This is a genomic window from Micrococcales bacterium (genome assembly GCA_016703125.1).
Lineage (GTDB): Bacteria > Actinomycetota > Actinomycetes > S36-B12 > UBA10799 > JADKAV01.
Genome location: JADJCR010000006.1, coordinates 43,695 through 65,054 on the forward strand (window position 1 = coordinate 43,695; position 21,360 = coordinate 65,054).

Sequence of the window (21,360 nt, forward strand, 5' to 3'; positions counted from 1 at the left end):
TCCTTATCCAACCCTCGCGAGGGAGCGAGGGAAATCTGTGAGGATCTCCACGCCATCATCGAAGACGATCACGGTGTCCTCGATGCGTACCCCGCCCCGCCCGGGGAGGTAGATCCCGGGTTCCACCGTCAGCGGAACCCGTGCTTCCACTGTATTGGTGGAGGTCGGGCCGAGGAACGGCACCTCGTGGATCTGCAGACCGACTCCGTGCCCGAGTCCGTGCGGGTAGTGCTCCCCGAAGCCGGCCCCGACGATGACTTCGCGCGCCACACGGTCGACGTCCTGACACTGCGCACCAGGCGCGAGCGCGGCGATCCCGGCCCGTTGGGAGCGGGCCACCACGTCATGGATCTGTGCCTGCCACTGCTCGGGTTCGGCGGCGACGATGAAGGTGCGGGTGCAGTCAGCGTGATAGCCCTCGCAGCGCGCCCCGAAGTCGATCTTCAGCAAGTCGCCCGGCACGATCGGCCGATCGGTCGGCTGATGGTGCGGGATGGCACTGTGCGGGCCACCCGCGACGATCGAGTCGAAAGCCCGGTCCTCCGCGCCTTCGAGTCCCATCAGCAGTTCGAGGCGACGCGCGATCTCGACCTCAGCCATGCCCACCTGGATCTCGTCGGTCAGTCGCTTCAGTGCCCGAACACTCATGGCACACGCATGTCGCACCAGGTCGAGCTCGTCTTCGTCCTTCACTGCCCGTAGGCCCGAGATGTCGACGTCCGTGGGCACCAGCTCGACCTCCGGCACGTCTTCGCCCGCCCGCCGCCACGCCGCCACCGGCACCGTCGCCGCGTCGAAGCCCACAGTGGCGAAGCCGCGCTCACCGGCCCCGGTCAGCAGGTCGGGGATCAGGCGTCGCGTGACGACGAGTTCCGCGTCGGGCGCTTCCTGTCCAGCCTGTACCCGGTAACGGCCGTCGGTGGCGAGCACCAGGGTGTCCGCCGTCACCAGCAATGCTGCGTTGGAGCCGGAGAACCCGCACAGGTAGCGCACGTCGGTCAGATCCGTGACCAGCAGCGCCTCGCAACCGGCGCGTGCCATGCGCTCACGCAGGAGGTCGCGCCGCCGGGGAAGCACGCTCATCAGGTTGTCTCCAGGGCAGCCAGGGCGTCCACGGCGAGCAGGTACGACGCGACACCGAAGCCGGCGATGGTCCCGCTGGCCACCCCGGCGATGACCGACGTGTGCCGGAACTCCTCGCGTGCCGCGGGGTTGGAGATGTGCACCTCGATCAGCGGTGCCGTGCGTTGCGCAGCAGCGTCGCGCAGGCCATAGCTGTAGTGCGTGAACGCGGCCGGGTTGAGGATGACCGGCAGCCTGCCATCGGCGGCCTCGTGCAACCACGAGATCAGTTCGGCCTCGGAGTCGGTCTGGCGGACATCGGCCTTCATGCCCTTCGTCGCGGCGTACTCCATCACCGACTGGCGAAGCTGCTCGAAGTCGGTCGATCCGTACACGTCCGGCTCCCGGCTGCCAAGACGCGAGAGGTTCGGCCCGTTGAGAACAAGGATCGTCATGGGGTCACCTGCGCGTACGCGGCCGCGACCAGCGCGGGGTCGGGTCCGACGAGCATCTCGGGGCGTGCCACATCGGACAGTATGACGAACCGCAACGTGTCACCACGGGTCTTCTTGTCCCGCATCATCGCGTCCAGCAGTCGCGGGAACTGCCCGTCGTAGGTCGTGGGCAGGCCCACCGACGTCAGCACCGCTCGGTGCCGGTCGACCACGTCGTCGCCCAGTCGCCCGGCAAGGCGGGCCAGTTCGGCGGCGTAGACCATGCCCACCGCGATGGCCGGGCCATGGCGCCAGCGGTAGCGTTCGTTGCGCTCGATGGCGTGGCCGAGGGTGTGCCCGTAGTTCAGCACTTCGCGGCCCAGGGCCACGTCCAGGGACTCGCGGAAGTCGCCGGACACCACATCGGCTTTCACCCGGATGGCACGCACGATGGCCTCCTCCAGCGCAGTGGACGCTGCCGAGAGGATCCCCTCTGGATCAGCCTCCACCAGTTCCAGGATCGCCGGATCGGCGATGAACCCGGCCTTGATCACCTCCGCCAGCCCGGAGATCATCTCCGCCCGGGGCAGTTCGGCAAGGGTGTCCAAGTCGCAGACCACCCCCACCGGTTCGTGGAACGCGCCCACGAGGTTCTTCCCCGCGGCGGTGTTGATGCCCGTCTTGCCGCCCACCGCCGCGTCCACCATGGCCAGCAACGTCGTCGGCACCTGCACGATCGCCACCCCGCGCAACCAGGTGGCGGCGACGAAGCCGGCAAGGTCGGTCGTGGTGCCGCCGCCCACGGCGACCAGGGCGTCACTGCGGGTGAAACCGTTGTCGCCCAGCACGGTCCAGCAGTAGTTCAGCACCTCGACGCTCTTCGCGTCCTCGGCGTCGGGGATCTCGATGGAGATGGCCTCCACCGACAGATCCCCGCGCAGTTGCTCCCCGGTGGCCCGCAGTGCCCGCGGGTGGATCACCGCCACCCGGGAAGCCGTCGCCGGGATGCTGGCCAGCACGTGATCGAACAGGCCACGACCCACGACCACCGGGTAGCTGCTCGCGCCCCGGACCTCGATCGTCTGCGTCATCGACCGGCCTCCCATCTGACCACTTCTTCGGCGATCTGCACCGGATCCCGGTCGTCGGTCGGCATTGTGTGCCGGGCCGCCGGCCGGTAGACCTCGGCGCGCTGCTGCAGCATGTCGTGCAACTGACCGCGGACGTTGCCCATGGCCACGGGCCGGGACCCGGACAGGCCGGTCCGGCGCGCGGCGGCCACCAGGCCCACCTCCAGCCAGACCGTCGGCACCGGCGCCAGTCCCTCGCGGACCCGGGGCGACATCGGCGCACCACTGCCCACCGCGACCACCGCGCCGTCGGCGTCAAGGGCCGCGAGCACGAGTGCCTCCTCCGCGACGCGGAAAGCCGCCTCATCGTCGATCACGGCCTCAGCGACACTGTGGCCGTACCTGCGCTCGTACTCAGTGTCGGTGTCCACGAAGTCGGCGCCCCACATGTCCGCCACCAGCGCCCCGACGGCCGACTTCCCGGCGCCAGGCGCCCCGATCAGTGCCAGCCGGGCGCTCACCGCAGACTGTCCAGGTAAGCAGCCAGATTGCGGCGCACCTCCGGCAGGCTGTCGCCCCCGGTCTTCTCCAGCAGAGCATCGGCCAGCACCAGGGCCACCATGGCCTCGGCGATGACCCCGGCGGCCGGGACCGCACAGGCGTCGGAGCGCTGGTTGATGGCGGTGGCCGGCTCGCCGGTGGCGACATCGATGGTGCGCAGCGCCCGGGGGACGGTGCTTATCGGTTTCATCGCTGCCCGCACGCGCAACGGCTCGCCGGTGGACATGCCCCCCTCGGTACCGCCGCTGTGGCCGGTTTCCCGGGTCAGTTCCCCGTCGACCAGCAGGATCTCGTCCTGGGCGGCCGAGCCACGCATGCCGGCCAACGCGAAGCCGTCACCGACCTCCACCCCTTTGATGGCCTGGATGCCCATGAGCGCCGAGGCCAAGCGGGCGTCGAGGCGACGGTCGGCGTGGACGTAACTCCCCAGCCCCGGCGGCAGCTCCTCGGCGATGACCTCGACGACTCCCCCGAGGGTGTCGGCGTCGGCCTTGGCCGCGTCGATCTCGGCCACCATGGCCCGGCCGGTCTGCGGGTCCGCACAGCGCACGGGGTCGGCGTCGATGGCGGCCTGGTCGGCGAAGACCGGCGGCGGCCCGGCGCTGGCCACACTGCCGATCCGCACCACATGGCTGAAGACGTGCACCCCGGCGGCCTGCTCCAGCAGCGCCTTGGCCAGGACCCCGAGGGCCACCCGGGCGGCTGTCTCACGGGCGCTGGCCCGCTCCAGCACCGGCCGGGCGTCGTGGAAACCGTACTTCTGCATCCCCACGAGATCGGCGTGGCCGGGGCGGGGCCGTGTCAGAGGGGCGTTGCGGGCCAGCCCGGCCAGCACCTGCTCGGCCACGGGGTCGGCGGCCATGACCTGCTCCCATTTCGGCCATTCCGAGTTGCCCACGCTGATGGCGATCGGCCCGCCCTGCGTGCGCCCGTGCCGGACGCCGGCCAGCAGGCTCACGTCATCGGCTTCGAACTTCTGCCGGGCGCCCCGACCGTATCCGAGCCGTCGGCGCGCCAGTCCGGCGGCAACATCATCGGTGGTGACGGCGACGTCGGCAGGCATCCCTTCCAGCACCGCGGTGAGCACCGGCCCGTGCGACTCCCCTGCCGTCAACCATCTGAGCATGGTTCATATCGTGTCATGCGGGCCGACGGCCGGCGGGCACCCCGGCGGATCAAAGCCGCTCTGTGGTGCCCCGGCAGACGCTCACCCGGGCGGGCTTCTCAGCTCGTTCCAGCCACACACAGTTCCCGCCCAGCGGCGACACGTAGGTCACGCCCTGCACGCCTGGCACCGACTGGTACAGCCGGGTGCGGTCACCGTCCACGCGGGCGACGATGAAGTCGTCCTCCAGCGACAGGACCGTCACCGGCACGGAGTCCTCGGCGTCCTTGCCCTTGTCGATCGGCTTGGGGACAGGATCCACCTTCTTCTTCTTGCTGTCGGAGTCCGAGGGCTTCGTGGAGTCTGATGTCGACGAGCCGTCGATCTTCGGGGCGTTGCGGGAGGTCTTGGTCGTCGGTGACGGGGACGGTGACGGCGACGCACCCGTGTTCTTCGGTGGGGTCGAGGTGCCGGGATCGTTGGCGTCGTCCTCGCTGCCCTCCAGTGGGGTGAAGGGGTTGGGGTTGCTCCGGCTGACCACTGTGGTCACGACGGCATCGGTCACCGGCTGCACGGGTTCCACAGGCTCGATCGTCGGGGAGGCGGTCGGTGAGGCGTGTGGCACGGGCTCCTCGGCCTGCGCGTCGTCGCCACCGCCACCCACCAGTAGGTACAGCCCGCCGAGTGCCGCGACGCACAGGGCCACCACGAGCATGATGACTGCGCGCCGGTTCTCCTGCAGGTACTCCGACATGGTCACTCACCTCCTGTGCGCAGGTCCGCGGGCAGGCGCACATCATCACCGTTGAGGACGAAGACCCGCGCCTGCATGGTGAAGGTGAGCGGCCCGGCGGATCCGGTCTGCCCGGAGTTGCGGCTGATGTCGAGGCTGGTGACCAGGAACGCGCGCTGCTGCTGTTCGAGGCGCGCGATGAGTTGCTTGATCGAGTTGTACGAACCCTGACCGGCCAGCGTCATCGGCACGTAGGCGACGCCTGTGTTCTTGGGGGCGACACCCTGCCCGAGGTTGGTGGGGTTGGGAGCCGGGGCTGCCGGAGCCTGCGACTCACCGTTGTTCTCGGAGTCCGAGGCCGACGGGGTCGGGGTCGGCTTCACCTTGAACAGCGTGATCTGACCCGGCTGCAGGGAGTCCAGTTCCACGCCCTCGGCGCGTGCCTCCGCCTGGATCGTGCGCATGAGTTTGGGGACGTCGACGTCCTTGGGGATCTTGGCGCGGATCCGTTGCAGGGCGTCGATCTGCTGCTGGAGATCCTCCTCCTGTGCCGCGAGTTGCTTGGTCTGGGCCACCGTGGCGTCGGTCTTCTCGTTGGTGGTCGTGACCTGCTGCTTGGTCTGCGACACCGAACTGTAGACCGGGTTCACGGCGACCATCCAGACGACGTAGGCGAGCAGGATGACGCCGAGCAGGCCGCCGATCAGCCAGAAGCGCGGGTTGTTCTTCATCGTGCACCTTCCACATACCGGCCGGACAGCGCCTGGTCGGTCAGCTCCGCGGTGTTGCTGAAGGTGTAGATCCCGATTGTGCTGTCGCGCGACACCTCGGTGAGGATCACGTTCTGGTAGTCCGGTGTGGCCCGCAGGACGTCGATCCACGCCGAGACGTCGTTGAAACTGGCCGCCTCCCCGGCGAAGGTCACGGTGCCCACCGGAAGGTCGGCTGTCTGGTCGGTCGACGGCGTGGCGGTCGTCCCGCTGCCCGCCTCGGGATCACCGATCATCATGGACACCTGCGTCAGGGACACATTGGCCGGCGTGACGGCCGCCAACTGCGTCACCAGTCGCGCTACCTGCACCTCGTTGCCCATGGCCTGGGCCAGTTCGTAACGGGCTGCATCCACCGCCGCGTAGACCGCCGGGACCTCCGCGTACTGCGCTTTGTCCGCCTCCGCACTGCGCAGTGCTTGCTGGGATGCCGACAGTTGCGCGTTGGCCGACGCGAGTTCCATGCGCCCGACGAGGTAGAGCAACGCCAGCACCCCGAGCAGCGTCAGGCCGACGATGGCCACGATGCGCTTGGACTGCCCCACGGCCCGGCGTAGCACGATGGCCGGCGGCATGAGGTCGGGCAGGGGGAACTCGCGGCGGTTGAGCAGTGCGTCCAGACCGGCCTGTGGGGTGGCCACCCGCACGAGCCGTTCCTGGTCACTGCCACCGGGCTGGTCATGACCGGTCGGCGATGCGGGGTTGTACGAGGTGGTCATGCCGCCCCCATTGCCAGTCCCACGGCCGCCATCGACGCCGGGCTCGCGGCGTACGCGACCTCCTCAGCGGACAGCGAACGCCCGTTGCGCACATTCTGTGCCGTCGCGGCCTCGACTGGCACGCGCAGCACACCGTTGAGGATCGGGACCAGACCGAGAGTGGCACCGCCGCCGCCGACGACGTAGGCACGCTCAATCGGGCGGCCTTCACTGGTCTTGAAGAAGTCGACCGAGGTGCGGATGTCGGTGACCAAATCGGACAACGCCGTGCGCATGGCCACCTCGGTGGCGGAGCGGTCCGCCTGGCTCATGGCCGCCCACATGCCCGGCAGCGCCATCTTCCAGCGTTCCGCCTCGGCCTCGGTGATGCCCATCTGGTCGGACAGGGCTGAGGTGATGTCGCGTCCCCCCCTGCTGAGGATGCGCACGAAGTGCGGTTGCCCGTGCTCCTGGATGGTCACGCTGGTCATGGAGCTGCCGATGTCGAACACCGCTTCCGGGCCTGCCGCGTGGGAGTCTGCCACGACTCGCAAGGTGGACAGCGGCGTGAGCGTCACCGAGACGACGCGCAGCCCCGAGTCCTCCACCGCGTCGACCATCTGCAGCACGCCCTCTTCGCCGGCGGCCACGAGCAGGCCGCGCACCATCCGCGAACCGTCCTCGTCGAGGACCTCCTCGTACGACAGGAAGTCCAGGACACAGTCCTCGACGGGCATGGGAAGCAGATCACCGGCCAGCAGCGGCAAGGCCTTCTCAAACTCCTTGGGCGGGACCCAGGGCAGGTCCACCTGGCGCGCGACCATGCGCTGGCTGACCAGTCCCAGATGCACGTTCTTCGAACCGGGTTTGGTGGATTTCACGAGGTGCCCGATCGCAGCGGCGAGGCCGCGCACGTCCACCACATCGCCGTCGACCACGATGCCGGGCTGGAGCGGCACGTAGCCGATGCGGTGCAAGGAAGGTCCGGAGCGGCTCTTGACCACGATGGCCAAGCGCACACCCGAGGAACCCACTTCCAGGCCCACTCTCGCCTTGCCCACGGCAACCTCCATTCCGCGCTTCACCGTGGCATCGGCGCGAACCACCGAATTGTTGAGTGCGGAATACCGATCAGCCCAGCAGGCCCGCGTACCAATCCGCGATCGGGGTGCCCCACACCACTGCTGCCAAGGCCGCGATGATCATGAAGGGACCGAACGGCAGTGCGCTCTTGCGCCCGGCCTTGCCCACGACCATCGCAGAGACCCCCCAGACAGCACCCAGCAGGAAGGCGCCGAACCCGCCGACGACCAGGGCCCCCCAGCCGGTCCAGGCCATGACACTGCCCAGCGACAGGGCGAGTTTGGCGTCCCCCCAGCCCATGCCGCGGGGGAAGAGCAGGGCGATGACGGCGAAGAAGAGGGCGAACGCCAGCCCACCGAGTAGCGCACGCCGGAAGTCCGTCCACTGCGTCTCCAGGCCCGCGGTGAGGGCGAAGCCCACGAGGACGACGGCATACGTGGAGAAGGTCAGGACGTTGGGAAGGCGGTGGTGGGCGATGTCGATCAGCAGCAGGGCGATGCACGCAGCGACGAACCAGAGCGCGAAAGGCAGCAGGACCGACCAGCCCACCCAGGCCGCCGTCATCGCGAAGGCGAGTCCCGTGCCGGCCTCCACCAGCGGGTAACGCGCGGAGATCCGGTCACCACAGTCCCGGCAGCGTCCCCGCAGCAGCAGCCACGAGACGACCGGGATGTTGTCATACGGGCGGATCGAATGCCCGCACGAGGGGCAGTGGGATCCGGGGTGCGACAACGACTCCCTCCGAGGCAGGCGCCACACCACCACGTTGAGGAACGAGCCGATGGCCAGCCCCAGTATCCCCGCGACCACGATCACGGGTGCAGCCTAGTGGGGCGGGCACTGCCCCCGGGCGGGCCTGTGGACATCAGTAGCGTGGCTTCAGCTCACCTGTGACCTTCGACCCCCAAGCCGCGTTCGTCCACTGCGGGAAGTACGGCGGAGAGGCGAACTGTAGACGGGCATCGTAGGAGTAGTCCTTGTCGAAGCCGGTGCCACCGGACGTTCCCACCGCTCCGCGCCACTTCTGGGCGATGGAGCCGCGGACCGCTAGCCGGCCCAGGTCGGCGCCCCGGTTGTAGTTCTGCACCCAGAAACTGCGCTGCAGCGTCTGGATGGCGGCGTAGACCCAGCGCGTGCCCGACGACGAGGTCAATCCCGGGTAGCTGATGTTGCTGTAGGACGTGCCGCGGGTCTTCGTCGTTCTCCACGTGCACGTGATGGTGTTGTTGTTGGACCCGCCCGAGTTGGGACTGGAGATGTTGGTGCTGCTGTTCGCAGGACAGGTCTTGCTGAGGTTGCTGGGACTCTTCACCGTGCTGGTCAACTGCTCGGTGGTCGACGAGATCGCGCGCGACACGGGATGGTAGACCACCACGGAGTTGGCGGCCACCAGCCCGACCATGTCCGGTCCGATCGGCGTGTTCCCCTTGGCGCTGCTGCTGATCGCGAGGTCGTTGGTGACGATGACGTTGTTCTGCGCGGCGATCGTCACCCGGCCCTTGACTGTGCCCTCGATGTACACGTTGCCCAGCCCGCAGTCGAACGTCGTCGGGTGGTTGTCCCCGGTGGGGACCTCGGTGCCGCGCTGTGGGTTGGGTACGAAGGTGCTGTCCAGGACCCACGTGCCGCTGACCTTCTTCCACTTCTTGGTGATGGTGTACGCGCTGGAGGACGGATCGTAGTAGCTGATGTCGGTGACGTCCGCGGAGGTGGTCCCGGTGCCGGTGGGGATCACATCGTTGGACGTGCTGCCCGAGGTCGTCCCGTTGACGACCTGGCCGGGCACGCAGGTGGCCGAGCCCGAGGGAGCGGCCTGCACGTAGATGACCAACTCGTCCGGCATCGTCACCGTCTGACCGGTGCCCGGGTACTTCTGACCGGACGCCGGGACGAACTGCGAGGCGTTCCCGCAGTTCAGGTCCGACGGCGACCCAGGTCCCTTGAGATCCTGCCCGGCGCTGGTCGTGTTCCAGACAGTCATGGTGCCGTTGCTGTTGAACCGGATGCGGGTGTCGCCGTAGTAGTTGCAGCCGGGGTAGGTGACGAACTTGTCGGAGTTGTCCGGCAGGTACAACTGCAATGCCGGACGGGCCCCGGCGGTCCCCACGTAGGGGTTGGTCGACGAGGTGCTGCGCCAGCACTTCCCCTTGCCCGCGTTGGTGCCGACTCCGCTGCCGTCCGGCCGGCCGGCGGTCTCGGTGCACGCCGGATCGGCAACCTCGAACCCCTTGAGGAACCGCGGCCGACTGCTGCCCGAACCGCCCATGAGCGGGGTGTCGTTGAAGTGCACGTCGCCATCGAGGACGTCGTTGCCGGCGAACTGGATCTCCGCGCAGTCGTCAGAGGTCACACGGGGTCCACCCTGCCACCAGTACGTCGCCAGCGACGGGCCGCTACGACCGCAGACGTCATACCTCGCTCCACCGGTGGACAGCGAGTTGGTCCCGCCCGGTGGGTAGGCGACGGTGTTCTGCGGGTCGGCGTCCTCGAAGTCCGTGTAGTACAGGAAGTCGGTGGAGCCGCCACGGGCAACACGGACCTGAATGGTGCGCGAGACCCCGCGCACCCTGCCGGTCGACTCGACCCAGACCGAGCCGTCCTTCCAGAAGTTCGCCGTATTGACGTCGTAGTGGAACCTCCCAGCAGTGGTGTTGCCGGCCTGTACATCCACCCAGCCCGGTGCGGTGCCGCTGTTCCAGCCACAACTGTTGGCCTCGGCCTTGGGGCCCTTGAGGGCCACGTTGTCGCAGTCCACGGTCATCGCGTAGGCGTCAGTCCGGTTCAGTCTCGCCAGGTAGTCGTCGACGCCGGCCTGCGCCGCAGCCAGTGCGGCCTGCCAGTTCTCGTCACGGCGGACCTGGGGGGCGACGTTGACGGCGTAGGCGAGGGCGGAGGCCACCACCACAGTCATGATGGAGATCATCCCCATCACCATGATCATGGCGGCACCACGGTCGCGGATGGCGGGCTGCTCAGACATCATCATGATCACCTCCTCAGGGCGTCGGTGTGGGCTGGATCAGGGAATCGGCGTTGGGCAGGGTGACCCGCGCGGTCACGGTCGCGGGATTCGTGCGGTCGGAGGGGTCGACTTTCAGCACGATGTCGATGGCATCGACGGACTTGAGCTTCGAGGTCGACGACTGCAGTGGCGGGGCGATCACGCTGCCGTCCCGGTCGTAGTAGGTGAAGATCGTGCCGTCCTCCACGTTCCGGGCCAGGACACGGCTTGTCATGGGACATCCGGGTCCCGGCGTGCAATAGGTGTAGTTGAAGTCGGTGACGCTGTGGGGGTTGGGCTTCTGCACCGTTTCGGTGAGTTCGCCCTCGCTGCTCACCGCGTAGGTCACCCGGCGCGGCCCCAAGTCGGTGGTGCCGGACGTCGGCAAGATGGCGTCGTTGTTCACGTTCGCGTAGAACTGCACGGATCGGGCATCCCCGGCGATGAACGCGGCCACGTCGCAGTTGGTGCAGGTCGCCTGCACCTGTGACGGCAGGATGGCGGTGCGCAGCACACGGGTGACCCCTTCCATCGCGAGGTTCGTCTGCGACAACCCGTCGAGGCGAGTCGCATTCTCATTCATCGTGCGCTGAGCGACCAGCAAGCCTTCGGTGACGATGGCCATGATGACGCCGAGGATGGACACCACGACCATCATCTCGATGAGCGTGACGCCCTCGTCGGCGCGCCGGCGTTCCGTCGTCATCCTCCGACCCCTTCCGGCACCTGGAGCGGATAGGTCACGGAGCCGTCGGCGGGCATGTCTGCGACGACCTCGTAGCCGCCTGCCCGGATCGTCCAGTTGCCGTACGGCAGTGCCCCGCGGACGACCCCGTCGGCATCCGTGGTCCCCAGCGTGAACTGCGTCTCACGACATCCGGTCGTGTCCTGGATCTCGGCGACGGCCTCGGCGTCGGCCACGGGCAGGTCGTCATCGTCGAGGAAAGTGGCCTGTACGGGCTGCAGGACAATTGTCGCTTGGACCGTTTCCCCGGGATCGGGCCGCACCGGGGTCGGCCGGGCACCGCCACTGGTCGCGGGATCGTTCAGCTCGCATGTCCCAGCCCATACCGAGTACCCGTCCGGGAACGGCCACAGGCCGCCGGCCGTCGCGACGCCGCTGTCGACCACCTTCTTGCCCATCGTGGGCAGGCCGGCGTTGAACAGGACCACGGACGCGTCGGGGTCCGGCTGGCCGTATCCGGGCGGGTCACCGTCGACGGCGAACTCGAGGTCGATGGTGGCAGCAGCGTCGTAACTGAACGGCACCACCTGGATGGAGCCATTGGCCACCGTGGCGGGCTTCGAGGTCGTGGCCTGGCCGTCGAAACTGACGTACCCGGGCTCATCGAGGGTCACCGTGTAGTTGCCTGGTGAACTCAGGGCGAACACCGCACACCCGTCGCCGGCCGTCACACGGGTCTGGGCACCACCCGGTCCACTGATGTCCACCGGCAGTGACGCCACACCGGTGCCGTCGGCCCCCGTGACCTTCGCTGCAATGAAACTCTGGACACTGGCCAGCGTTCCCTTCGGTGGCGTGAGCACCGTGTTCGACTCGACGTCGCGCGTCTCTCCGCTGTCCTGCCAGTACACGCGGACGTTCACCCCCAGCGACGGGTAGGTCACGGCCGATCCGCCATCACACGGGCTCGTGCCCGTTCCCGAAGGCAACCACTCCACGGTCCGCACCACCGTGAACTTCCGGCCGTCGAGGTCCAGCGGCTGACCGGCCGTCTGCCCCGGGAGTTCATGGGGGTTGGTGACCTGACTGACTGCGGCAAGCTCCGTGGGTGCGGTCTTCGAGGCTCCGAACTCGTTGCGGACGATCTCGAGTTCGCGGGCGGCGAGGTTGGAGGCCTGGACCCGGGCCCGGTCGTCACGGGTGGTCACCATGGCCAGCGTGAGGCCGTAGGCGAATCCGCTGGACACGATCGCGAGGATCACCAGTGACACCATCATCTCCACGAGCGTGAAGCCGTCGTCCCCGGCGGCAGCAGACAACCGACTCGTGAGCTTCACGGTGAGTACATCGACCCGAATGGCGGATTGCTTGAGGGTGGACGACAGCAGTGGGACCCCGCCGGAGCGGGGTCCCACTGGGGTGGAGGTTGATCAGCACGCTGCCTGGGCAGGAGGCTGAGTCCCGCCGGCCGCGGAGTCGTAGGTGACGGACCATCCGGTCGCCGCACCAGAGGTGGCCTGCACGCAGTAGGTGAATGCGGTGCCCGTGGTCGTGTAACCGAGCACCCCGTTGTTCGTGGACACCGAGGGGTTGAGAGCCTGGACCGCGGCCAGGTTGGCCGGGTACGACTGGTTCTCGGTGAAGAACGTCTCGACCGCAACGGCGCCGTTACGTGCGTCGGAGGTCAGTGCGGCCTTGGCGGCGCTTGCGCGCTGGTTCAGGAACACGGGGATGGCGATGGCTGCCAGGATCCCGATGATGATGATCACGACCAGGAGCTCGATGAGGGTGAAGCCCTCTTCGTCCTTCCGTGCCGCAAGAAGTCGTGCGAACATTGCTGTTCCCTTTCGTATGCGGGGTCGTCACACCCCGATGGCAATGACACTTGCTGTATCGGGAGCGGCGATGGCCCAGTCCAGCGGCCTGATGATCTTGTCACCCGTTCGGCCTAGTCGATCCGTTGCGGGCGCGCGGGCCCTGCGCCCAATCGGGTGAACGCACCCGGCGATCGGGCGACAGTCAGGTGCGCATCTCGTCGGTCAGGTGGTGCGTCAGGTTGTGGTAGTGCAGGCGCCAGCCGGGGCGGTTCGGCTGCGGATGGTGCTCGATGTGCGTGATGCCGGTGTGGTGGGTGTCCACCTCCACCACCGACCACGGGCCCTTCTCGAAGATGTACTCGAAGATCGCCTCGATGACTCCCGCGTGGGCGACGAGCAACACGCGGCGGGGATCGAGTGCCGGCTCGGCCCCGGCGACCTGGTGGCGCCGGGCCGAAGGGACCAGCGTCTCCACGAACGCACCCACGCGGGCCCGGAACTGCATCCAACTCTCCCCCGTCGCCGTGACCGGGGTGTACGGGTCCAGCGTCCCCCATAGATCCGGGGTGAACGGCTCAAACTCCGCACTGGGGATTGGCATCCCATCCGCTCGACAGGTGCCGATTTCGCGCAGCCCGTCCGTGAGGGTCGGGGACTTGTCGATGGCCGAGCCGATGATCTCGGCCGTCTGCACCGTGCGGGCGACACTGCTGGCGTAGAAGTCGTTGATCGTCAGGTTGTCGGCGATCCACTCCCCCGCCCGGCTGGCCTGCTCACGGCCCAGATCGGTGAGCGGCTCATCGCGGTGGGTGATGGTCAGATCGCCGAGGTTCACATGGCTCTGCCCATGTCGCACGAGATAGACATGCACATCGTCACGCTACGCGGATGGCCCGTTGTCCACAGATCATGGGTGCAGTCTGGTGCGGTGTCACACCCTCGGGATAGGTTCGAACTGTTCGAATCGAGGTGGGGTTGTGGGGTCGTTCTTCGAGGTGTCGCGGGGTGCGCAGCGCCGGGCTCGGATCGCCGCGGGCCTTCCCACCGACCACCCCGCGGTTCTCGACGAGTTGCTGCAGCGTGTCCACGACCTGCCGGATCCGGAGACGATGTGCGCGGAGGAACGGGCCGGCACCATGACCGCTGTCCAGACGCTGCGCAACGCCCTGGACGGGTACACCACCGCGGTGGTGGGGGCGGCTGATGCTGCCGGGGATGCCCGGGTGCTGGGCGCCGGCACGACCGGCACCCTGGTAGCCGCCGCGACCGGGCAAACCCCGGCGGTGGGCTCGGGAACGGCCGCCTCCGCGCGGGCGCTGCGGGACATGCCCGGCACCGCACAAGCGTTCCGGGACGGCCGGATCGGCACAGCTGCGGTCATGGTGCTGACCCGGGCGAAGGCGCACCTGGGCTGTTTCGCCGAGATCGAGCCGGTACTGGTCGGGCTGGCCCAGGCCACCGACGCTGCGGAACTACGGGCGGTGGCCGGGGTGCTGATCGCCCAGGACCGCCCCGAACAGCCCGACCGCGACTACGCCAAGCAGCGCGACAAGCGCGGGCTGACCCTGACCGAGCAGTCCAACGGGCTGTTCCGCCTCGACGGCTACCTCGACTCGGTCGAGGGCCACCGGTTACGCGACGCCCTCGGGGTCTTCACCGATCGGCCGGGCCCCGGAGACCCCCGCACCACCGCGCAGTGCCGCGCCGACGCCCTGGGCGACATCGTGGCCGCCGGGATGGCCAGCACCCGCCCGGTAGGCAGCAGCGGGCTGACCGTCCTGGTCGACGCAGAGCACCTCGACGACAGCGCCCGGGCTGTGCTGGATGACGGCACCCCGATCGGGAGGGCAGCGTTCGAACGGCTGACCTGCACCGCGATCTGCACCCTGATCCTCGGCCGGACCCACGGCGACACGTTCGTGCCCCTGGCCATGGGCCGCACCGCCCGCCGCGCCACCCGCGGGCAGTGGGCCGCCCTGATCGCCCGCGACCGCGGCTGCATCCGCTGCGGACGCGCCCCCCGCTTCTGCGAAGCCCACCACATCCTGCACTGGCGCCACGGCGGCTTAACAGACCTGTCAAATTTGTGCCTGCTGTGCAGTCGATGTCACGCCGACCTGCACCTCGGCCACTACACCATCACCATGAGCAGCCACCACATCCCGACCATCCACACCACCCGGCCACCACCCATCCGCACCGGATAGGGGCTGGTGTCACTTGATCAGGTCGAACACCTTGAAGATCGGCATGTACAGGGCGACGATCATCGCGCCGACGATCGCGCCGACGAACGCGATCATGATCGGCTCGATGAGCGAGGTCAATGCCTCCGTCGTGGCCTCGACCTCATTGTCGTAGAAGTCCGAGATCTTGTGCAGCATCGCGTCCAGCGAACCGGTGTCCTCGCCGACCGCCATCATCTGTACAACCATGGGCGGGAACACAGGGTGCTCAAGCAGTGGCTTGGCCAGCGACTCACCCTGGCGCACGGAGACCTCGACGTCGTGGACCGCGTGGGCGATCACGACGTTGCCGGTCGTGTCCGCCACGATGTCCAGCGCCTGCAGGATGGGGACCCCGGAGTGGATCATCGTGCCGAGGTTGCGGCTGAAGCGGGACAGAGCCACCTTCTGGAACAACGGGCCGAACACCGGGGTCTTGAGCTTCAGCGGGTCCACGACGTCGCGCACCCGCGGTTCGTTCTTGTACCGCTTCCACAGGATCATGCTCACGATGAGCACCACGAGGATGAACGGCATGAAGGTCCGCAGGCCGTGCGACAGCATGACCAGAACCCGGGTGGGCAGCGGCAGGGTACCGCCGAGAGTGTCGAACATGTCCGCGAAGATCGGGACGATGAACAGCAGCATGGCCGTCACGGAGATGATGGCGAAGCCGAACACCACCAGCGGATAGGTCATCGCCGACTTGATCTTCGAGCGCAGTTTCACCTCTGCCTCGAAGTTGTCGGCCAACTGCATGAGCACCTGGTCCAGGAATCCGCCGGTCTCACCGGCACGTGTCATGTTGACCATGATCGGCGGGAAGACCTTGGGGTGGTGCCCGAGCGCCTGCGACAGCGACGAGCCCTGCTCGACCGACAGCCGGACGGAGGCGAACACTTCGCCGAGGTGCTTGTTCTCCGTCTGCTCCGACAGGATCGACAGCGCGCGCAACAGCGACAGACCCGAGTTGATCATCGTCGCGAACTGCCGGGACGCGATCGCCAGGTCCTTCAACTTGACCTTGTTGCCCGTCCCCGGGATCTTGATCTCCTTGTTCAGACCGGCATTGGCCTGACTGATGGAGATCGGGGCGTACCCCATGTTCTTGAGCTTCGTGGCGACCGCGGCCGGGGATTCGGCATCGATGCGGCCACGCACGACCTTCCCCGCCCGGTCGCGCACCTGGTAGTCGAACGTGGCAAGACTCATCGGGTCCTCCCGGTCAGTCGCATGTAGTCCTCGACGTGCTGGCACTTCTCCATGCCTTCGTCGTAAGTGATGTCGTTCCTGCGGACCAACTCCGCCAGGTTCTGGTCCAGGGTCTGCATCCCGTACTGGGCGCCGGCCTGCATGGACGAGTAGATCTGGTGGGTCTTGCCCTCCCGGATGAGGTTGCGGATGGCCGCGGTGGCCACCAGCACCTCCGCAGCCACCACCCGGCCGGTGGCATCGCGCTTCTTGCACAGTGTCTGGCAGACGATCCCCTGGATGGTCCCTGCGAGCTGCTGGCGGATCTGCTGCTGCTGGTGGGGCGGGAAGACGTCGATGATGCGGTCGACGGTCTGCGCGGCATCCTGCGTGTGCAGGGTCGCGAAGACCAAGTGGCCGGTCTCGGCCGCGGTCAGTGCCACCTGGATCGTCTCCAAGTCACGCATCTCGCCGACCAGGATGATGTCCGGGTCCTGCCGCAGGACGTGCTTCAACGCCTCGGCGAACGAGTGCGTGTCGGTCCCCACCTCGCGCTGGTTGACCAGGCAACTGCGGTGGCGGTGGAGGAACTCGATCGGGTCCTCGACGGTCATGATGTGGTCTCGGCGCTGGCTGTTGGCGATGTCGATGAGCGCCGCCAGCGTCGTGCTCTTGCCGGAACCGGTGGGTCCGGTCACGAGCACGAACCCACGTGGCAGGCTGGCGAAACTCGCCACGACCGGCGGCATGCCAAGGGTCTCGAGGCTCTTGATCTCGAAGGGGATCATGCGGAAGGCGGCCCCGACGGATTCGCGCTGCTTGTACATGTTGACGCGGAAACGGGCTCGCCCGGGCAGGGCGTAGGAGAAGTCGAGTTCCAGTTCCTCCTCGAAGGTCTCCCGCTGCGCCTGGGTGAGCATGGCGTAGAGAACCCGCTGCAGCGATGGGGCGTCCAACTTCGGCGCCCCCTGCAGCGGGCGCAGCTCACCGGCGACCCGGACCGTGGGAGCCGCCCCCACCGTCAGGTGCAGGTCACTGGCGTCGACCGCGAGCATGGCCTCCAGCGCCTGGATCAGGCTGATGTCGCCCGTGCGGACGGTCTGCTCCGTGGTCGGGCGCGCGGGGGCAGCCTGTGGCTGCTGGGGCTGCGGCGCCGGGGGGCGAGGCATCCCGGCCGCCCGGGGCGCCGCCGTCGGCGGAGCGTTGTGCATGGACATCCGAATCCTTCCCGCGCGGTACTCCGTCGGTGTCGGCAGAAGGCCGGGATTCCTTGAGGTGGCCACCGGCCCAACCCGGGAGCGACACAGACATCAGGGAGCGATCCGGTGACACTCCGGGGCTAGACCACGACCCGCAGCACCTCGTCCAGGCTGGTCACCCCGGCCAGGACCTTGGCCAGACCGTCCTGGCGCAGCGTCTGCATCCCCTCCTCGCGGGCCGCGACGGCGATCTGCGCCGATGATGCCCGCTCGACCGCCAAACGCTCGATGCGCTCGGTGATGGGGAGAACCTCGTGCAGCGCCACCCGGCCCTTGTACCCAGTACGCGAGCACACCGAGCACCCGACGGCCCGGTAGATCGTCGGCACCTGCTGACCTTCCTCCAGGGCGAACCCGGCCGCCTTGAACGCCGCGGCCGTGGGCTGGTAGGTCTGCTTGCACTTCGAGCACAGCCGCCGCGCGAGGCGCTGGGCCAGCACACAGTCGAGGGCCGAACCGACGAGGAACGGCTCGATGCCCATCTCGATCAACCGGGTGACGGCACTGGGGGCGTCGTTGGTGTGCAGGGTGCTGAGCACGAGGTGACCGGTGAGCGCCGACTCCACCGCGATCTGGGCCGTCTCGTGGTCGCGGATCTCACCGATCAGCACGATGTCGGGGTCCGACCGCAGGATGGATCGCAGAGCGGCGGCGAAGGTCAGCCCGGCCTTCGTGTGCGTCTGCACCTGATTGACGCCAGGCAGCCGGTACTCGACCGGGTCCTCCACCGTGATGATGTTCACCTCGGGGCGGTTCAGGATGTTCACCGTTGCGTACAGAGTCGTCGACTTGCCGGACCCGGTCGGCCCGACGACCAGGATCATCCCGTAGGGCTTGCCGAAACTGGCCGAATAGCGCTCGTAGTTGACATCGCGGAAACCGAGATCGGCCAGGTCGAGCATCGCGGTGGAGTTGTCCAGGATCCGCAGGACGATCTTCTCCCCCCACACGGTGGGCAAGGTCGCCACGCGAAGGTCGATCTTCTGACCGTTCGTCGTGACGCTGAGCCGGCCGTCCTGAGGGATCCGGCGCTCTGCGATGTTGATGTCCGACATGATCTTCAACCGGCTGATGACGCCGGACTGGATCGATTTCGGCGAGCGCATCACCTCGTGCAGCACGCCGTCGATGCGGAAGCGGACTCGCACGTCGTATTCGGTCGGCTCGAGGTGGATGTCAGAGGCCCGGTCCTGGATCCCCTGCGTGATCAACAGGTTCACGAACTTGACGATGGGCGCGTCCTCGACGACCTCCCGCATGGACGCGAGGTCATCGTCCTCCTCCTCGAGGTCCAACGCGGTCGTGAGCTCGTCGAGTTCGCCGTCGGCACGGTAATGGCGGTCCAGGGCTGCGTGTACGTCCGTGCGGGTCGCCACGACCGGCACCACGCTCATCCCGCTGGCCGACCGGATGTCGTCGACCGCGAAGACATTGGCCGGGTCGCTCATGGCCACCACCAGCCGGCCCTTCTCGAAGGCGATCGGGATGGCGCTGTGCCGCCGGCACACCGCGCCGGGCACCTTGGTCAGCGCCGCACCGTCGAGTGTGACCTCCGTCAGGTCGACGAACCGCATCCCGATCTGAGCGGCGAGCGCCTGGACCACCTGTGACTCGGTGAGGATGCCGAGGTCGATGAGAACCCTGCCCAATGAGTGTCCGGCGGTGCGCTGCTCCAGCAGGGCCTTCTCCAACTGGTCCCCGGTGATCAGGCCCTGCGCGAGGAGGATGTCGCCGAGTTGCTTCATACCCCGCGCACCCCCTTGAGGAACGTCGTGAGCAGGTCGTCCTCGGCCTCGGCCTCGTCATCGGCGGCCTGCGCCCCGCCGGGGATGACCGACAGGTTGGGCCCGGCCGGTCGGGCGGGCTGCGAAGGCGCCTCCAGCGCGGACAACATCGCGAGTCTCTGTTCGAGAGCACCCATGGATCCCGTCAGGGGCGTTGCACATCCGGCCCCGATGAGCGCTGCGAGGTCGACCACCGTACCGATGTCCCCGTGCCCCGAGGTGTCCACGAGGTCGGCGACGGTCCGGTGGCCGTCGATCAACGAGTGCAGGCCGCGCAGACGATCCGGCACCCGACCGGGGTAGGCGGCCATGACCGTGTTCGGGCCGCCGACCATGTCCGATGCGGGACGCCAGCGCCGCAGCAGGGCGCCCACTTCGGACCCCAGTTCCGACACCGGCAGCGCGGCGTCGACATCGTCGGGCACCTGATCGACGACGTCGGCTTGGAACGTACCCGTGCGCCAGTGTGTCAGTGACGCAAGGGCACTGACCATGTGCTGGCGCACGACAACGGGCAGGATGGCCGGTTCCACGATGTCGCTATCGACAAGTACCCGCAGCAACCCGAGTCCTGAATCCTGTGCCCGGCGCAGAGCCTGTGCCAGTCCGGTCGTGCCCACTGCCCCCTCCAGGACCAGGCGCCGCGCCAGGTCCTGCCGGGTGGTGTCCGCCGACACACCCACCACCGCCCGGTCACGCAGCCCGATGAACGCCGAACGACCGCGGGGTCCACCGCGCATGCTGATCAGCCACTGACCAGGCTTGCGCCCCACCAGGGCCAGGAGGTCCTGGACGCGGAAGGCTTCGAGCGAGCCGGACAGCAGCATGGCGGCCTACTCGGGCGGGGGTAGTTCGAAAGCAGGGCCAGTTGGCGCCGGAAGGTCGATGGCCGGACCAGTGGGCGCCGGAAGGTCAGCGAACTCGTCGAACCCAGAGTCGAACCCCTCGGCGAAGCCGGGACCGGTCGGCGCCGGCAGGTCGAACGGGGACGCCGGCTCCGGCGAAAGGTCGAAGGAGGGTGGCTCATCGGCCGGCAACTCGAAGGAGGTGGCCGTCTCATCCGCCACGGCGGGCATCTCGAAACTCGCCGGGGTCTGCTCGTCCGGCGCCAGGTCGAACATGGACTCGGCCACCGGCTCCGGGGTCTCGCTCACCCAGTCGGAGAAGTCGTCGGCACCCGTGGAGGGCATCTCCAACTCCTCCACATCTTCGGTGCCGGCATCGCCGAAGATGTCGTGTCCATCGGGAGAATCCGCCGTCGCCGGGCCCACGGCGGTGTCCATCCCGGTCGGTTCATCGGCCCACCGGATCTCAGGGTCGCCGTCGGTCTCGGTGACGGTCGTGTCCGCCATCTGCTCGTCGAGGTCCCACGCGGGCTGCTCGTCCACTGCCACGTCGCCCCAGTCAGCAGGCTCCGGCACGTCGTCCTGTTCCTCGGCCGGCAGTGCGGGCCGGGAGCCGATCGGGAACGCCTCGGCGATCTCCCGCGCCTCGTACCGCAGCAGCCCGATGGGGACGTCCGGCGCCCCCATGACGACGAGCACCCACGGGTCCTTGTCGATCACGCAGATCCCGCTCTCGCCACCCTCGAGGAACAGTTGAGAGGTGCCCGCCTGCCCCAGCGCCTTGGCCATCTTGCGTACCTCGATCATCATGCGCACCGCCCCGGCCGCCACCGCATCGTCGTTGAACGACACTGACCCCTCGGAAGCGATGGCGAAACCGTCCTCGGAGACCAGTCCCAGCCACTGCACATCCGGATGCTCACCCATGGCATCACTGAGCAAACGGGTGATGATCTCGGACGCACCGGGATGGGGAATCTCAATGTCGGCCATCTGGTGGCTTCCTTTCGACGAGTAGCTACGAGTATGGCCGATCG

At 68.0% G+C, this 21,360-nt stretch carries 21 protein-coding genes; 1 reads left to right on the forward strand and 20 read right to left on the reverse strand.

Annotated elements, in window-relative coordinates:
• Positions 1–3 precede the first annotated feature (3 nt).
• The 15 genes from IPG68_10895 to IPG68_10965 form a co-directional block, all read right to left on the reverse strand.
• Positions 4–1,083, reverse strand: coding sequence for an aminopeptidase P family protein (locus IPG68_10895; GenBank protein ID MBK6763730.1), 1,080 nt, complete (start codon positions 1,081–1,083; stop codon positions 4–6).
• A complete protein-coding gene (aroQ, locus tag IPG68_10900) occupies positions 1,083–1,517 on the reverse strand; it encodes a type II 3-dehydroquinate dehydratase (protein MBK6763731.1) in 435 nt (144 codons plus the stop codon). The genes IPG68_10895 and aroQ overlap by 1 nt, the downstream gene beginning before the upstream one ends.
• Complete coding sequence (locus tag IPG68_10905; protein ID MBK6763732.1) at positions 1,514–2,587, reverse strand: 3-dehydroquinate synthase; 1,074 nt, start codon at positions 2,585–2,587, stop codon at positions 1,514–1,516. Before IPG68_10905 ends, aroQ begins: the two co-directional genes overlap by 4 nt.
• A complete protein-coding gene (locus IPG68_10910; GenBank protein MBK6763733.1) occupies positions 2,584–3,087 on the reverse strand; it encodes a shikimate kinase in 504 nt (167 codons plus the stop codon). The genes IPG68_10905 and IPG68_10910 overlap by 4 nt, the downstream gene beginning before the upstream one ends.
• On the reverse strand, positions 3,084–4,253 hold the full coding sequence (gene aroC, locus IPG68_10915) for a chorismate synthase (GenBank protein MBK6763734.1): 1,170 nt from the start codon (positions 4,251–4,253) through the stop codon (positions 3,084–3,086). Before aroC ends, IPG68_10910 begins: the two co-directional genes overlap by 4 nt.
• A 49-nt stretch (positions 4,254–4,302) precedes the next feature.
• Entirely contained in the window at positions 4,303–4,986 is a 684-nt protein-coding gene (locus tag IPG68_10920) for a hypothetical protein (protein MBK6763735.1), read from the reverse strand.
• 2 nt (positions 4,987–4,988) lie between these two features.
• A complete protein-coding gene (locus IPG68_10925; GenBank protein MBK6763736.1) occupies positions 4,989–5,696 on the reverse strand; it encodes a hypothetical protein in 708 nt (235 codons plus the stop codon).
• Complete coding sequence (locus tag IPG68_10930) at positions 5,693–6,454, reverse strand: PilN domain-containing protein (GenBank protein MBK6763737.1); 762 nt, start codon at positions 6,452–6,454, stop codon at positions 5,693–5,695. The genes IPG68_10925 and IPG68_10930 overlap by 4 nt, the downstream gene beginning before the upstream one ends.
• On the reverse strand, positions 6,451–7,494 hold the full coding sequence (gene pilM / locus IPG68_10935; GenBank protein MBK6763738.1) for a pilus assembly protein PilM: 1,044 nt from the start codon (positions 7,492–7,494) through the stop codon (positions 6,451–6,453). Before pilM ends, IPG68_10930 begins: the two co-directional genes overlap by 4 nt.
• A 70-nt stretch (positions 7,495–7,564) precedes the next feature.
• Positions 7,565–8,332, reverse strand: coding sequence for a prepilin peptidase (locus IPG68_10940; protein MBK6763739.1), 768 nt, complete (start codon positions 8,330–8,332; stop codon positions 7,565–7,567).
• 49 nt (positions 8,333–8,381) lie between these two features.
• The gene (locus IPG68_10945; GenBank protein MBK6763740.1) at positions 8,382–10,502 is read right to left on the reverse strand and encodes a hypothetical protein; all 2,121 of its coding nucleotides are present in this window, start codon (positions 10,500–10,502) and stop codon (positions 8,382–8,384) included.
• Positions 10,503–10,512: 10 nt separating this feature from the next.
• The gene (locus tag IPG68_10950) at positions 10,513–11,223 is read right to left on the reverse strand and encodes a prepilin-type N-terminal cleavage/methylation domain-containing protein (protein MBK6763741.1); all 711 of its coding nucleotides are present in this window, start codon (positions 11,221–11,223) and stop codon (positions 10,513–10,515) included.
• Positions 11,220–12,539 (reverse strand): prepilin-type N-terminal cleavage/methylation domain-containing protein, encoded by a 1,320-nt coding sequence (locus tag IPG68_10955; protein MBK6763742.1) that lies wholly within the window; start codon positions 12,537–12,539, stop codon positions 11,220–11,222. Before IPG68_10955 ends, IPG68_10950 begins: the two co-directional genes overlap by 4 nt.
• A 93-nt stretch (positions 12,540–12,632) precedes the next feature.
• Positions 12,633–13,037, reverse strand: coding sequence for a prepilin-type N-terminal cleavage/methylation domain-containing protein (locus tag IPG68_10960; protein MBK6763743.1), 405 nt, complete (start codon positions 13,035–13,037; stop codon positions 12,633–12,635).
• 184 nt (positions 13,038–13,221) lie between these two features.
• Complete coding sequence (locus IPG68_10965) at positions 13,222–13,890, reverse strand: histidine phosphatase family protein (GenBank protein MBK6763744.1); 669 nt, start codon at positions 13,888–13,890, stop codon at positions 13,222–13,224.
• Between the two features lie 106 nt (positions 13,891–13,996).
• On the opposite strand from IPG68_10965, the gene IPG68_10970 reads away from it, so the two are divergent.
• Positions 13,997–15,226, forward strand: a complete 1,230-nt coding sequence (locus tag IPG68_10970; protein ID MBK6763745.1) for a DUF222 domain-containing protein — start codon at positions 13,997–13,999, stop codon at positions 15,224–15,226.
• Positions 15,227–15,235: 9 nt separating this feature from the next.
• Here the strand turns inward: IPG68_10970 and IPG68_10975 are convergent, their stop codons facing one another.
• The 5 genes from IPG68_10975 to IPG68_10995 all read right to left on the reverse strand — a co-directional run bounded on the left by IPG68_10975 (position 15,236) and on the right by IPG68_10995 (position 21,316).
• The gene (locus IPG68_10975; GenBank protein ID MBK6763746.1) at positions 15,236–16,456 is read right to left on the reverse strand and encodes a type II secretion system F family protein; all 1,221 of its coding nucleotides are present in this window, start codon (positions 16,454–16,456) and stop codon (positions 15,236–15,238) included.
• Positions 16,453–17,604 carry a type IV pilus twitching motility protein PilT gene (locus IPG68_10980; protein MBK6763747.1) on the reverse strand — a complete coding sequence of 384 codons (1,152 nt, stop codon included), beginning with the start codon at positions 17,602–17,604 and terminating at the stop codon, positions 16,453–16,455. The genes IPG68_10975 and IPG68_10980 overlap by 4 nt, the downstream gene beginning before the upstream one ends.
• Positions 17,605–17,774: 170 nt before the next feature.
• Entirely contained in the window at positions 17,775–19,439 is a 1,665-nt protein-coding gene (gene tadA, locus IPG68_10985) for a Flp pilus assembly complex ATPase component TadA (GenBank protein MBK6763748.1), read from the reverse strand.
• Positions 19,436–20,305, reverse strand: a complete 870-nt coding sequence (locus IPG68_10990; GenBank protein ID MBK6763749.1) for a hypothetical protein — start codon at positions 20,303–20,305, stop codon at positions 19,436–19,438. The genes tadA and IPG68_10990 overlap by 4 nt, the downstream gene beginning before the upstream one ends.
• Before the next feature lie 6 nt (positions 20,306–20,311).
• Positions 20,312–21,316: a roadblock/LC7 domain-containing protein gene (locus tag IPG68_10995; GenBank protein MBK6763750.1), complete on the reverse strand. Its 1,005-nt coding sequence runs from the start codon at positions 21,314–21,316 to the stop codon at positions 20,312–20,314.
• Positions 21,317–21,360 lie beyond the last annotated feature (44 nt).